The sequence below is a fragment of the Terriglobus sp. ADX1 genome, assembly GCF_036877645.1.
Classification (GTDB): domain Bacteria; phylum Acidobacteriota; class Terriglobia; order Terriglobales; family Acidobacteriaceae; genus Terriglobus.
Genome location: NZ_JAEDXV010000007.1, coordinates 31,455 through 45,147 on the forward strand (window position 1 = coordinate 31,455; position 13,693 = coordinate 45,147).

The window sequence follows — 13,693 nt, forward strand, 5'->3', positions numbered from 1 at the left end:
CCCCACCACAGGTCAACGGCAGCTATCTTCTTCGGGTGTGAGGCATCTTCATGAAACAGCAGCGCCAATCAGCAATTCGCGAGCTTCTGGTGACGACCGCAATCGTCAGTCAGGACGAGCTCCGCAAGAAGCTGCAGAAGCGCGGGTTCACCGTGACGCAGGCGACTCTGTCGCGCGATTTCCACGAGCTTCGCGTCTACAAGGGACCGAATGGATATGCGCTTCCTGGCGATCTGGATGAAGAAGATGACGACCCCGGCATCAAGGAAACGCTGTTCAACTTTGGGCTGGAAGTAAAACAGGCTCAAAATCTTCTTGTTCTGATCACACGCACCAGTGGAGCGCAGCCCGTGGCCGCAGCACTGGATTACGAAGATTGGCCGGAAATGCTGGGTACGATTGCCGGCGACGATACGGTCCTTGTCATATGCGCCGATACAAAAGGCGCTGCCGCGCTGAAAACGCGCATGGAAGAGTTGATCGGATGAGCACAGCACTGTATGAAACGGAGCCGCTGGCTACACTGGCGAAGCTCCCACGTCCTACCGTTCGCACCGCTGTTGCAGGTGTTACTGGTTATGCTGGTGGCGAACTTGCACGTTTGCTGCTAAACCATCCGCGCCTGCGCGAGACGCAGCCGATTTTCCTGGGTCGCATGGGTTCTGAGGCTGACGGCCCCACTGTTTACGATCTGCATCCGCACATTGCGCAGAACGGGATCGGTGCGCCCGCGGTAGTTCCCTTCACATGGGAGACGCTGCGTGACAGCGGCACTGAAATTTTGTTTCTTGCGACGCCGCATGAGCAGTCGCGAGAGTGGGTTCCGGCCGCGCTTGAAGCTGGTATCCGCGTCATTGATCTTTCTGGCGCATGGCGTTTGCACAACGCAGCGAATGCGGCAGTGTACAAGCTGCATGATGCAGATCCCGTGCTTGCTGCAAAGCTGCAGGAAGAAGCTGTCTACGGTTCCCCGGAGCTGCATCGGAACGAGATTCGGGAGGCACGCCTTGTAGCCAACCCCGGTTGCTATTCCACCAGCATCATCCTCGCTGTTGCTCCATTTGTTCGCGCCGGAATTGTCGATCTGGACCATGGGATTGTGTGCGATTCGAAGAGTGGTGTCAGCGGCGCGGGCAAAGCACCAACGGCAAAGACGCACTTCATGTATGCCGCAGACAATCTTTCGGCGTATGCAGTTTTCGGACATCGGCACACGGGTGAATTGCTGGAGCAGCTTGGATTGAGCAGCGATCAGATTCAGTTCACGCCGCATCTGCTGCCGATTCCACGCGGCATTCTTTCGACCATCTATCTAAGGCTGAACGAGAAGAAATCCGCTGCCGAAGTGGAACCTGTACTTCGCAACTTCTATGCAGGCAGCCCGATGGTGCGAGTGCATCGCGCAGGTGATCTGCCGCAGATTCAGCATGTGGCGCGAACGAATTATTGCGATATCGGATTTGAGCTTGCGCCGGATGGTAAGCGGCTCGTTGTTGTTTCCTGCCTGGACAATCTGCTTAAAGGTGCGTCCGGACAGGCTGTACAGAACTTGAATGTGATGTGTGGTTGGAAGGAATCGGAGGGACTCCTGTGAAGTATGTCGTAAAGCTTGGGGGTGCCGCTCTGGAGAAGCCGGAACTGCTGCATGCGATTGGCAAGGCCATCGCGGAGCTGGTTGCGGACGGGCATCAGGTGGCAATTGTGCACGGTGGTGGCGTTCAATTAACGAAGACGCTGCAGGCGCTGGGCAAGAAGAGTGAATTTATCAGCGGTCTGCGTGTGACCGACGCGGAGACGCGCGACGCTGCGCTGATGGTGCTGGCGGGCCGCGTCAATAAGTCGCTGGTAGCGTCGCTGGGACAGCAGGGACAGGCTGCGGTTGGCATCTGCGGTGGCGACGGACATGTGTTCCGCGCACGCAAGAAGAAGACCACACCAGACCTTGGCTTTGTTGGCGAGATCGCGGCGACTGATCCGCGTTGGCTGGAAGCTATCTGGAAGATGGGCGCAGTGCCCGTCATTAGCTCTATCGCGCTTGGTTTCGATGGCGAGTACTACAACATCAACGCCGATGAAATGGCGAGCGCAGCGGCTGCTGCGACGAAAGCCGACGCGCTGATCTTCCTTACGGATGTCCCGGGAGTGAAGGGCGCGGACGGCCAGGTAATGCGCTGGCTTTCGCTCAAAGAGATTCCGCAGCTTGAGAAACAAGCCGTCATTTCCGGCGGAATGCTGCCAAAACTGAATGCGTGTCGCGATGCCCTTCTGGCTGGCGTGAAGCGCGTTCGCATCCTACCTGCAGAAGCGGCAAAGGTATTGCCGGATCTGATCAGTTCGCGTGTGAATGACGGAACGGAGGTCATGGTCGCATGAACAATTTCACCGAGCACGACAACTCAATCATCAACGGAGGCGCAGCAGACATGAACCTTGTTGCTACCCAGGCCGCGGAGAAGAAGCTCCTGCTTCAGACCTATGACCGCCACCCTATTCTCCTCACGCGCGGCGAAGGCGTGCACCTGTTCGATGATGCTGGGAACCGATATCTGGATTTACTGAGTGGCATCGGTGTTTCTGCGCTTGGCTACGGCCATCCCGCGATCACCAAGGCCATACACGAGCAGACTGCAACGCTGCTGCATACGTCAAATCTCTTCTATCACCAAGGCACAGCCACGCTTGCAGTCAAGCTGACAGAGATCACCGGCATGGACCGCGTCTTCTTCTGCAACAGCGGCACGGAAGCATGGGAAGCCGCGCTGAAGCTGGCGCGTGCGCACGCAGGTGTTTTGCGCGCAGAAGGAAAGACCATCGGCACGCGCTTCATCGCTATGGAACACAGCTTCCACGGCCGCACCATGGGTTCCGTTGCAACGACGCACAAGCAGAAGTATCGCGAGCCGTTTAACCCGGTGATGCCGGACGTGATCTTCGTTCCATTCAACGACGTGGACGCACTGCGCGCGGCATTTGATGAGAACGTATGCGCTATTGCGTTGGAATGCCTCCAGGGCGAGGGTGGCATTCACCCCGTTTCGAAGGAGTTCCTCGCGGCTGCACGCGAGCTGTGTGACAACAGCGGTGCTCTGCTGCTCTGCGACGAAATTCAGAGCGGCATGGGACGTACCGGCAAGTGGACGATGTACCAGCACTACGGCATTCAACCCGATGTCACCACGCTGGCCAAGCCCATTGCAGGTGGTCTGCCGATGGGCGCGATGCTATGCACGGAAGAAGCAGCACGCGCGATTACGCCGGGCATGCACGGCACCACCTTTGGTGGCGGACCGCTGGCATGCGCTGTTGCGATTGCCGTGATTGACGAGATTCAGCAGTCGCGTCTTCTCACGCATGTAACCGAAGTGGGTGATTATTTCATCGCGCAGCTTCGCACGCTGGCTGCGGAACACGACAGCGTGGTGGAAGTGCGCGGTGCTGGATTCATGATCGGTGTTGAGATGAAGTCGGCTGAAATCGCAAAAGAGGTCGCAGACAAGATGTTGTTTGAACGACACATCCTGATCAACCGCACCAGCGAGACAGTCCTGCGCTTCCTTCCTCCCTATCTGATTACGAAGGCAGATGTTGACGAAACGATTGCTGCCTTGAGCAGCCTCATTGCAGATGCTGAGACGGCACAAGCCGCACTCGCCGAGGAACAGGTCCATGGGTAGCAAAACTGTTGTTATGGGAAGCACTTCAGGCGCTTCCGATGTAATCGATATGCCGAAGCCCAAGGTTGCGCTCGGAATTCAATCCGACGCAGGTTTCACGGAAGCAGCAAAGAGCCTGCGCGGACGCGATCTCTGCTCCATGAGCGACCTCTCCGTGCAGGAACTTGCCGCCATTATGGAACTGGCACATGCAGTCAAGGCGCATCCGGAAGACTTCAAGCACGCGCTGGATGGCAAGCAGATGGTGCTGATCTTTGAGAAGGCATCGCTTCGTACACGCCTTACGTTTGAAGCAGCCATCAACACGCTTGGCGGCAACGCAATTTTCTACGATCAGACGCAGTCACCACTGGGTGAGCGTGAGTCCCTCTCGGATGTCGCGCACAACATTGAGCGCTGGATGAACGTAATTGTGTTGCGTACCTACGCGCATGAAACGGTCACCGAGATCGCAGAAGTCAGCAAGGTCCCCGTCATCAATGCACTCAGCGATTACGAACATCCCTGCCAGGCCATTACCGACTTCATGACGATTGAGGAGCGCTTTGGCACAGCAGAAGGCGTGAAGTTCACCTATGTTGGTGACGGCAACAATGTATGCAATTCGTTGATGCTCTGCGGCGCTCTTCTGGGCGCGCACATGACCATCGCAACTCCCAAAGGCTACGAACCGAAGTTGGAGATCATTCACAAGACGATGGCCATTGCCGAAGATACTGGCGCAACCATCACGCTGACACATGATCCCATCAAGGCCGTAGAGGGTGCCGACGCGATTTACACCGACGTCTGCATCTCCATGGGCCAGGAAAACGAAACCACCAAGCGCACGCCCATCTTCAAGCCTTACCAAGTGAATGAAGCGCTGATGGCACACGCTACCGATCACACAATCTTCATGCACTGTCTTCCCGCACATCGTGGTCAGGAAGTGACGGATGCGGTCATCGACAGTGAGCAGTCGGTGGTCTTTGACCAGGCAGAAAACCGTATGCACGCGCAGAAATCGCTGCTGCTGATGCTGCTGGGCGGAGCGAAGCGCATTCCCCGCGACCGCGGTGTAAACGGCAAGCGCCGCCGCACCCTCGCATAAAACCTGTCAGCGGCTGCAACACATTTGCAGCCGCTGACTTACACTAAAGTTCCCGGAAAGATTCAGGCCCGGCACGTTGCACAAAGCGTTGCCGGGCTGTCACACGCTGGCAACACCGCACGAAAGGCCCCACTGATGTCCGTCATTCTCGAATCGCTTCCCACCGGCCAAAAGGTCGGCATTGCTTTCTCCGGTGGTCTGGATACCTCCGCCGCTCTGCATTGGATGAAGCAGAAGGGTGCAATCCCCTATGCCTACACCGCGAATCTGGGACAGCCGGATGAATCCGATTACGACGCGATCCCGCGCAAGGCGCTGGAGTACGGCGCGGAGAAGGCACGGCTCATTGATTGCCGCGCGCAGCTTGTTCGCGAAGGCATCGCCGCATTGCAGTCCGGTGCATTCCATGTGACCACTGCCGGCGTCACTTACTTCAACACCACGCCTATTGGCCGCGCTGTTACCGGTACCATGCTGGTCACGGCGATGAAGGAAGACGACGTCAACATCTGGGGCGACGGTTCTACCTACAAAGGCAACGATATTGAGCGTTTCTATCGCTACGGCCTGCTCGTCAACCCGGATCTGAAGGTCTACAAGCCTTGGCTGGATGCCACGTTCATTGACGAACTCGGCGGCCGTAAGGAGATGAGCGAGTTCCTCATCCGCTCTGGCTTCGATTACAAGATGTCGACGGAGAAGGCGTACTCTACCGACTCAAACATTCTGGGCGCAACACACGAAGCGAAGGACCTTGAACATCTCAGCACGTCCATGAAGATCGTTGCGCCTATCATGGGCACGGCGTTCTGGCGCGACGATGTGGACGTGAAGCGTGAGCAGGTAAGTGTGCGCTTCGAAGAGGGCACACCTGTTGCGTTAAACGGTAAGGAATATAACGACCCCGTGGAACTGATGCTGGTAGCCAACCGCATTGGCGGACGTCACGGCCTCGGCATGTCTGATCAGATCGAAAACCGCATCATTGAGGCGAAGAGCCGCGGCATCTATGAAGCGCCCGGCCTTGCCCTGCTCTTCATCGCTTACGAACGCCTGATCACCGGCATCCACAACGAAGACACCATCGAGCAATACCGCGAAAACGGTCGCAAGCTGGGTCGTCTGCTCTACCAGGGTCGCTGGTTTGATCCGCAGGCCATTATGCTGCGCGAGGCCTCGCAGCGTTGGGTTGCGCGTCCTGTTACCGGCGAAGTCACGCTGGAACTGCGTCGTGGTAACGACTACTCCATCCTGAATACGGAGAGCCCGAATCTCACGTTTGCCCCTGAGCGTCTCTCGATGGAGAAGACAGAATCATCGTTCTCGCCGCGTGACCGTATCGGTCAGCTCACCATGCGCAACCTGGACATCACAGACACACGCGCCAAGTTGGCGACGTATGCCGCCAGCGGTCTTATCTCACTGAGCAGTGGCTCTGAGATGCCCAAGCTCAAGGGTGCGGAAGAAGCGTAAATGGCAAACGAAGCAAACAAAATGTGGTCAGGCCGCTTCCGCGAGCCGCTGAACAAAGCATTCGAGCAGTGGCAGCGCTCCTTCCCGTTTGACTGGCGCTTGTTGCCGCAGGAAGCCGAAGCCAGCAAGGCGCACGCAAAGACCATCGCTGCTGCGGGCATTCTCACTGATGCTGAGCTGCAGTCCATCGTGAATGGACTCGACTCACTTTCAGACGATTTCGCAAATGCGCGCCTGAATCTGAAGAGCGATGTTCCAGAAGACATTCATCACTTCGTGGAACTGGAACTGAAGGAACGCATCGGCATCGTTGCGCTGAAGCTGCACACCGGCCGCAGCCGCAACGAACAGATAGCCACCGACCTGCGCCTGTACGTTCGCGATGCCATCGACCGCGCCATTGCGAATCTTGCAGCATGGGCTACTTCCCTGCTCTTGCTCGCGCAATCTTCCGGCGAACATGCAATGCCGAGCTACACGCATCTGCAGCGTGCAGAGCCTGTGCTGGTAGCGCATTGGCTTATGGCCTACTTTGAAATGGCCATGCGAGACATCACGCGTTTGCAGGATGCGCGCGCCCGCATGAACTTCTGCCCGCTCGGCTCGGGCCCCATCGCTGGCGCAACGCTGAAGCTGGATCGCACGATCGCCGCAAAGGAACTTGGCTTCACCGCGCCCACATCGAACAGCATGGATGCCACCAGTGATCGTGACTTTGCGTTGGAGTTCGCGCAGACCGCTGCAACGATCGGGCTTCATCTGTCACGCTTCGCAGAAGAGATCACGCTACATGCAACCGCTGAGTTCGGATTCATCGAGCTCCCGGAAGCCTTCAGTACCGGCTCCTCTGCCATGCCGCAGAAGAAGAATCCCGATCTGACCGAGCTTGTGCGCGGCAAGAGCGGTCGCCTGCTTGGTGCGGCAACCACCTTCGCCACCATCATCAAAGGACTTCCGTTGGCCTACAACAAGGACATGCAGGAGACGCAGGAAGCTACCTTTGAAGTTGCGGAAACACTGGATGGCATGCTGCCGCTACTCGCACCCTTTACCGCAGCACTTCAGTTCCGTTTTGATCGCATGGAGAATGCTGCAACACACGGCTATCTGAACGCGATGGCTGCAGCGACTTATCTCGTGTACAAGGGTGTCCCCTTCCGCACTGCGCATGAGAAGATTGGCAACGCAGTTCGTTTCGCACTCGATACAAATCGCGAACTGAATGATCTAAGCGTGGAAGAATTGAAGAAGTTCGGTGAGGAATTTGGCAGCGACTTCCACGATGCCATCACACTGAAAGCAACATTGGATTGCCACGACGTCATTGGCGGCACGGCCATCCACCAGGTAAAAGAATCACTCGCTTCGGCGCAAAAGAGGCTTGAAGAACTCAAGCGCCAGATGGAGACACAACATGCCCTCGGCTAGTGTTCGAAAGGCGCGCCTGCAGGACGCGGCCAATATCTTCGAACTGGTCAACTCGCTTTCCGGCGACGGCACGCTGCTGCGCCGCCAGTACGCGGAGATCTGCGAAAATGTACGCGATTTTTATATTGCCGAGAGCGAAGGCGGTGTCTTCCTCGGCTGCGGCGCATTGCATCTGTACGGGCCACACCTGGCAGAAATCCGCTCCATCGTCATGAAGCCGGAAGCTAAGGGACGGGGCGCGGGCGGCATGCTGCTGAAGGCTTTGCTGCAGGAAGCGGAAGACCACGGCGTGCAGACTGTCTGCCTGTTCACACGTATTCCGGACTTCTTCTTCCGTTACGGTTTCCGCACCACCATGGATCGGACCGCATTGCCGGACAAGATTTACAAGGACTGCCAGAAGTGTCCGCGGCTGCACGCTTGCGACGAAGTGGCAATGCTGCGCGGCCCCGTGCCTCGTGTTGCGGTGCTTGGTCCAGCGAAGATCAAGCAGCCTGAACTGGTTCCATTACAGATCGCCTTCACCGGCACCGATCACTAATAACAAAGGCGCCCGAAAGGGCCGCCTTACTTCTTCCCCTATAAGCAACTACCACGCGTGCAAATAACCATCTTTCTCCGTGATGTTCACGCGCACACCGAACAGATCGTAAAGTTTGTCTTCCGTGATCATCTCCTCGCGCGATCCATCCGCAACGATGCGTCCGTCACGCATCATCAGCACGCGATCAATCTCCGGAATGATGTCTGCGATGTGATGCGTTACCAGGATCAGCCCGGTTCCCTGCTGCACCAGGCTGCGCATGGTGTTGCGCAACTCTGCCTGGGCTGCGATATCCAGAGCATTCGATGGTTCATCCATTAACAGCATGCGCTCTTCAGGAGTATCGCCACTGCCCACCAAGGCACGCGCAATCATCACACGCTTCTGCTGTCCTGCCGAGAGAGTTCCCAACTCCTGCTGCGCGAACTGTTCGGCCCCCACATGCTTCATGGCAAGCGTCGCGAGTGCCCGCATCTCCTCCGTCACAGTGAGATTCGGCCATAGCGTTGCGGAGGAGAAGAAGCCCGTCAACACTGCATCAAACGATGTCGTGTGACGTGCGGACTTACTCGGCGGCTCCGACGTGACAACACCCAGCTTGCGTTTCAACTCCGTCAGATCCCAGCGCTGACGACCAAAGATCTCCACGTGCATACCGGGCTGCACCAGCGGATAGATCTCTGACGTCATGGCCTTGATGAGCGTACTCTTGCCGCATCCATTGGGGCCAAGGATGGCAATACGTTCGCCACGCCGCATCTCCAGATGGATATCGTGAAGGATGGTGCGTTCGCCACGCATCACATTCACGTTGCGGAACGAAAGGAAAGGCTTAAGCTCTTCAGCGGACAACAGTCACTCCATACGGCGCAACAGCGCTCATAGATTCAGTGTAATGATCAAAGGCATGAGTAGCAGCGAGAGTGCGGCGATTGTAGGTAGCGGGCCAAATGGTCTGGCTGCAGCCATCGCACTCGCGCGTGCTGGTGTGCATGTCACTCTCTTTGAGGCAGCACCGCAAGCGGGAGGCTGTCTTCGCTCGGAAGCATCGACGTTGCCCGGCTGCATTCATGATGTAGGCGCTGCTGTCTTCCCGTTGGCAAAAGCGTCGCCGTTCTTCCGTACATTGCCGCTGGAACAACATGGGCTCACATGGATTGAGCCTGATATTCCTGTCGCACATCCTTTAGACAACGGCAACGCTTTAGCACTTTTGCATGACATCGACGCAACGACATCGCTACTAGGTAAAGACGGGGAGCAATGGAGGCAGTGGATGCGTCCTCTGCTGACTTCATGGCCGTCGTTGCTGCAGGATGCGTTATCGCCGTTGTTGCGCGTGCCGCGTCACCCATTCCGCATGGCCCGCTTCGGAATGATTGCACTGCAATCAGCTCATGGCATTGCTATCCAACTCAAGACCGCACAAGCACAAGCACTGCTCGCCGGTCTCGCTGCACATGCCAACGTTCCGCTGGAGATGACAGCAAGTGCAGGCGCAGGTCTCGTATTGGCTGCGGCAGCTCACGGTACAGGTTGGCCCTTTGCACGGGGTGGATCGCAGAATGTTGCTAACGCCATGCTTTCGCTACTGCAAGAACTTGGTGCAGAGATTGTGCTGCAACATCCGGTTGCGTCCTTACGTGATCTGCCAAAGACGGATGCACTTCTACTCGATGTCACACCACGCCAATTCGTCTCCGTAGCCGGCGATGCGCTTTCTGAATCGGAGGCGAAGTCGCTGTCTGATGTCCAGCTCAGCCCGGGTGTGTGCAAGGTGGATTGGACACTCTCTACGCCGATTCCATGGCAATCCGAACTTCCGCATCGTGCCGGAACGGTGCATCTTGGCGGCAGCTTTGAGGAAATTGCTGCATCCGAACGCGATGCGTGGAATGGCATTGCGAATGATCGTCCTTATGTCCTTCTCTCGCAACCCAGCCTCTTCGATGCAGCGCGTGCCCCTGCAGGTATGCATACGGCGTGGGGATACTGCCATGTACCCAACGGGTCAACGGAAGACTTCACCCAACGTATCGAGGGACAGATCGAGCGGTTTGCACCGGGTTTCCGCGACACCATCCTTGCGCGGCATGTGCGCACTGCTACCGATATGGAGCGGTGGAACCCGAACCTGTTAGGCGGCGACATCTCCGGTGGCGCCATGACTCTGAAGCAGATCGTGTTGCGAACGCGACATCGGACACCGCTGCGTGGTGTCTATCTGTGCTCGTCGTCTACGGCTCCGGGCGGTGGTGTGCATGGCATGTGTGGGTGGCATGCGGCGTGTGCAGCTGCCGTGGATATGCAACTACCGCGTCTGCGACTGGCATAAACGCCAACTGCGGACCGAAGTCCGCAGTTGGTAGTTCCTACGAAGGATGTGTTGCTTACATGGCAGCAGCGGGAATGACACCGCAGGCGATGCGTTTGCCCGATGCGCCTGCCGGGTCAGTCTTCTGGTCATCTACCAGTTCATGTACCACCACGGTCTTGCCGTAGATGGACGACATGGATGCGGTGTCCAGAGAGATATCCGGATTGCTGAGCGTAGCCTTGCCCTTGCCGTCAGAACCCACCTTCACGCTGGAGGCGAAATCGCCGGCGTGGTGACCTTCGGGATTCTGGTAGCCGTGATGCTTGTTGTCCGGATTGAGGTGGCCTTTGGCGCTGGCGAAGTCCGGTGCGGTGCAGGCATCACCCGCATGTACGTGGATGCCATGCTCGCCCGGAGGCAGGTCATGCAATGACACCTTCATGTCCACTGCCTTGCCCTTCTTGGCAAACTCCACGGTTCCCACATCCTTGCCAGTGGCATCCTTCAACTCAACCTTCACTGGCTTCTGTGCCACGGCAAACGCAGTCATGCTACATGCACCCAGTACGATTGTTGCCATCCACGACTTCTGCATATTCTCCCAACCTCTCCCTTGTGAGTCTCCGGACATGGTAACGCGGAGAGCTTACCCTCATCACGCAATACCGCTTGGTGACTTGGATTCGCTCTCCGCGCTGAATGATGCTTGGATACGTCTATTGACCGATCTGGCTGGAAAGCGAATCGATGAAGTCTGCTTCATCGTTCAGGCTTTTCACCAGAACATCCAACTGCTGCTTCGCTTCGTCGAAGCGGCCTGCTTCGATGGCCTCACGTACCCCCGGCAGGGTGCTGGCACCGTAGCCGGTGTAGGTTCCCGGGGCATAGATGAGGTGTTTCACCCACGGGCGTCCGGGCAAGCCAGCGTCGGAGAGGAGCTTGCGCTCGCTCACTGCCAGACCGTCGTTCAGGGCCTTGCGCTTCTCCGGGGAGAGCGCAACTGCCTTCGCTGCCAGTCCCTCGTAGCGAGTGGATGCAGTGGACAGCTTGCTGATGGCGGAGTCCAGAGTGGTCCAGTCGTAGGTTGGGGGCATGGGCAGCGCGGGTGGCGGCGTGAGGGAGTTCTTCGGGTCGTTCGCCAGGGTGAATGCACCGGACTTGAGGGCGCGGTCACGTTGGGTGGACTCCGCCTGCATGGTCTTCACCTCAGCCTTGAGGTTGTCCGCGTAGTCCTTCACCGTAAGCGCAAGCTCCGTGAAGTTGTACGGCATGACATCCGCGTTGGCGATGCGCAGGACGATGGTTCCCGCGGTCTGGGCGAACAGCTTGCCGTAGACCTGATCCTTGTCGGCGAACTGGTCCCAATGCCAGGGTGTGTCGTAGGAGGAGTGGTAGGTGCCTCCACGGTCTTCGCCGCCGTAGCCGATGTTGATGGACGCTACGCCGAGGTGGTCGATGAAGCCCGCGTAGTCCGAACCGGAGCCTGCGGGGCCAAACGGAATGGTCTTGCGGCCGGAGCCATCACCACCGGAGCGGCGACCGCGACCGGTCATGGTAGCGGCCTTCTGCCGATCCCATACACTCTTGCCGGTTTCAGGGTCGGTCATCTCGCGGGTGACGTCGTTCACCATGAGCTCGAAGCTCTGGGAACCGCTGCCACCGAAGTAGCCGCGGCCGTTCTCGTCGGAGTTGATGTAGATAGCTCCGTGCTTGGTCAGCTCGTCGGCGTGGCGCTCTGCCCACTCCGTGGAGCCGAGCAGGCCGGGTTCCTCACCGTCCCATGCGGCGTAGACGAGGGTGCGCTTCGGACTCCAGCCCTGCTTGTGCAGTTCACCCAGTGCGCGCGCTCTTCCATGAGGGCAGACTCGCCGCTGATGGGATCATCCGCGCCGTTGACCCAACCGTCGTAGTGGTTGCCGCGCACGACCCATGTCTCTGGCTCTTCACTGCCCTTTAGTGTGGCGATGACGTCGAGCACAGGCTTGGTTCCCCAATCGGATTCCACCTTCAGGTGAACCTTCTCCTTGCTGGGACCGAACTTGTAGGTGAAGGGCAAGGCACCGCGCCACGTGGCGGGCACTGTGCGGCCATCCAGTTGGGCCAGCAGTGGTTTGGCGTCGCCCCACGAGATGGGAATGGTGGGGATCTGCATGATGACCTTGCTGTCCTTGATGGCGAGGCGCTTCACGCCGGGGACAGAGGGTTCGCCGGGAGTGAGTGGGTCACCTGCGTAGAGTGTGGTGTCTGCTACGGAGCCGCGCTGCACGCCCCACTCGGGACGCATGGGACCCTGCGGGATGGCATCGCCCGTACCGAAGCCGTCGTCTGCGGGATCGGAGTAGATGATGCAGCCGACTGCTCCGTGCTCGTAGGCGAGCTTGGGCTTGAGTCCGCGCCAGCCGCCGCCGTAACGGGAGATGACGATGGCGCCCTTCACGGAGACGCCGTTGCGCTCCAACTCCTCATAGTCGGCCTTCATGCCGTAGTTCACGTAGACCAGCGGCGCGGTCACATCGCCGTCGACAGCGTAGATGTTGTACGGCGGCATTGCGGGGCTCTTGTCCTGCGTGTACGGATCTTCGGGAACAGGTGGCTCTTCCAACTTCGCCTTGTAGGGCTTGCTGCCGAGCAGTTCCAGCACGCGCACCTTTGGCGTGGGATAGAGCACGTCAAAGGACTCGATCTTCGCGTCCCAACCCCACGACTTGTACTGCCCCACAAGCCATTCCGCGTTGGCGCGCTGCGCAGCCGAACCTACGTTGTGGGGATGTCCGGCGAGCTTATGCATGTTCGTGGAGATGCGCTTTGCGTCGGGCAGCGCGAAGAACTTCGACTCGAGCTGTCGCTCTGTCTGTGCGCTCTGCGGGGTGAAGCCGAGGATGGGCTTGGGAGCTTCCTGCGTTACGGCAGCAATGGGAAGCAGAAGGGCGAGCGAGGCAGCAGCGAGTCGGCGCATTTTCTTTTGTGGCACTCCCGGAATGGAGGGGTACCCCCCTCCCCCCTGTTTTTGCAAAATCGTCATTCTACGGGAGATAACTGCGGGGTATGCCGCAAAATCGTCTGCCGCAAGGACTTAGAGGCAAAATCTTCTTAACAAAAGACTTAGCTTGCGCTGGGCAAAGCCAAGTCCGCTACATTTTCGGGTGCGATTTCAGTGTAGCAAG

The 13,693-nt window shown here is 58.1% G+C and carries 13 protein-coding genes; 9 read left to right on the plus strand and 4 right to left on the minus strand.

Features of this window, described 5'->3' with window-relative positions:
• Positions 1–50: 50 nt before the first annotated feature.
• From JAO32_RS06425 to JAO32_RS06460, 8 genes are all read left to right on the plus strand, one after another.
• Entirely contained in the window at positions 51–488 is a 438-nt protein-coding gene (locus JAO32_RS06425) for an arginine repressor (RefSeq protein ID WP_334238659.1), read from the plus strand.
• Positions 485–1,594, plus strand: a complete 1,110-nt coding sequence (gene argC / locus JAO32_RS06430; protein ID WP_334238661.1) for an N-acetyl-gamma-glutamyl-phosphate reductase — start codon at positions 485–487, stop codon at positions 1,592–1,594. Before JAO32_RS06425 ends, argC begins: the two co-directional genes overlap by 4 nt.
• Entirely contained in the window at positions 1,591–2,373 is a 783-nt protein-coding gene (argB, locus tag JAO32_RS06435; protein WP_334238663.1) for an acetylglutamate kinase, read from the plus strand. The genes argC and argB overlap by 4 nt, the downstream gene beginning before the upstream one ends.
• Complete coding sequence (locus JAO32_RS06440; protein WP_334238665.1) at positions 2,370–3,674, plus strand: aspartate aminotransferase family protein; 1,305 nt, start codon at positions 2,370–2,372, stop codon at positions 3,672–3,674. Before argB ends, JAO32_RS06440 begins: the two co-directional genes overlap by 4 nt.
• Positions 3,667–4,767: an ornithine carbamoyltransferase gene (gene argF, locus JAO32_RS06445; RefSeq protein ID WP_334238667.1), complete on the plus strand. Its 1,101-nt coding sequence runs from the start codon at positions 3,667–3,669 to the stop codon at positions 4,765–4,767. Before JAO32_RS06440 ends, argF begins: the two co-directional genes overlap by 8 nt.
• Before the next feature lie 135 nt (positions 4,768–4,902).
• Entirely contained in the window at positions 4,903–6,240 is a 1,338-nt protein-coding gene (gene argG, locus JAO32_RS06450; protein WP_334238669.1) for an argininosuccinate synthase, read from the plus strand.
• Positions 6,241–7,668, plus strand: a complete 1,428-nt coding sequence (gene argH, locus JAO32_RS06455; protein ID WP_334238671.1) for an argininosuccinate lyase — start codon at positions 6,241–6,243, stop codon at positions 7,666–7,668.
• Entirely contained in the window at positions 7,655–8,209 is a 555-nt protein-coding gene (locus JAO32_RS06460) for a GNAT family N-acetyltransferase (protein ID WP_334238672.1), read from the plus strand. Before argH ends, JAO32_RS06460 begins: the two co-directional genes overlap by 14 nt.
• 48 nt (positions 8,210–8,257) lie before the next feature.
• Here JAO32_RS06460 and JAO32_RS06465 read toward each other — a convergent pair whose 3' ends face one another.
• A complete protein-coding gene (locus tag JAO32_RS06465) occupies positions 8,258–9,064 on the minus strand; it encodes an ABC transporter ATP-binding protein (RefSeq protein WP_334238674.1) in 807 nt (268 codons plus the stop codon).
• A gap of 55 nt (positions 9,065–9,119) precedes the next feature.
• On the opposite strand from JAO32_RS06465, the gene JAO32_RS06470 reads away from it, so the two are divergent.
• Positions 9,120–10,547 carry a phytoene desaturase family protein gene (locus JAO32_RS06470; protein WP_334238676.1) on the plus strand — a complete coding sequence of 476 codons (1,428 nt, stop codon included), beginning with the start codon at positions 9,120–9,122 and terminating at the stop codon, positions 10,545–10,547.
• A gap of 55 nt (positions 10,548–10,602) precedes the next feature.
• On the opposite strand, the gene JAO32_RS06475 is transcribed toward JAO32_RS06470, so the two are convergent.
• From JAO32_RS06475 to JAO32_RS06485, 3 genes are all read right to left on the minus strand, one after another.
• Positions 10,603–11,109, minus strand: a complete 507-nt coding sequence (locus JAO32_RS06475; RefSeq protein ID WP_334238678.1) for a superoxide dismutase family protein — start codon at positions 11,107–11,109, stop codon at positions 10,603–10,605.
• A 136-nt stretch (positions 11,110–11,245) separates the two neighbouring features.
• Positions 11,246–12,358 carry a transferrin receptor-like dimerization domain-containing protein gene (locus JAO32_RS06480; protein ID WP_334238882.1) on the minus strand — a complete coding sequence of 371 codons (1,113 nt, stop codon included), beginning with the start codon at positions 12,356–12,358 and terminating at the stop codon, positions 11,246–11,248.
• Entirely contained in the window at positions 12,244–13,485 is a 1,242-nt protein-coding gene (locus JAO32_RS06485; RefSeq protein WP_334238680.1) for a PA domain-containing protein, read from the minus strand. The genes JAO32_RS06480 and JAO32_RS06485 overlap by 115 nt, the downstream gene beginning before the upstream one ends.
• Between the last annotated feature and the right edge of the window lie 208 nt (positions 13,486–13,693).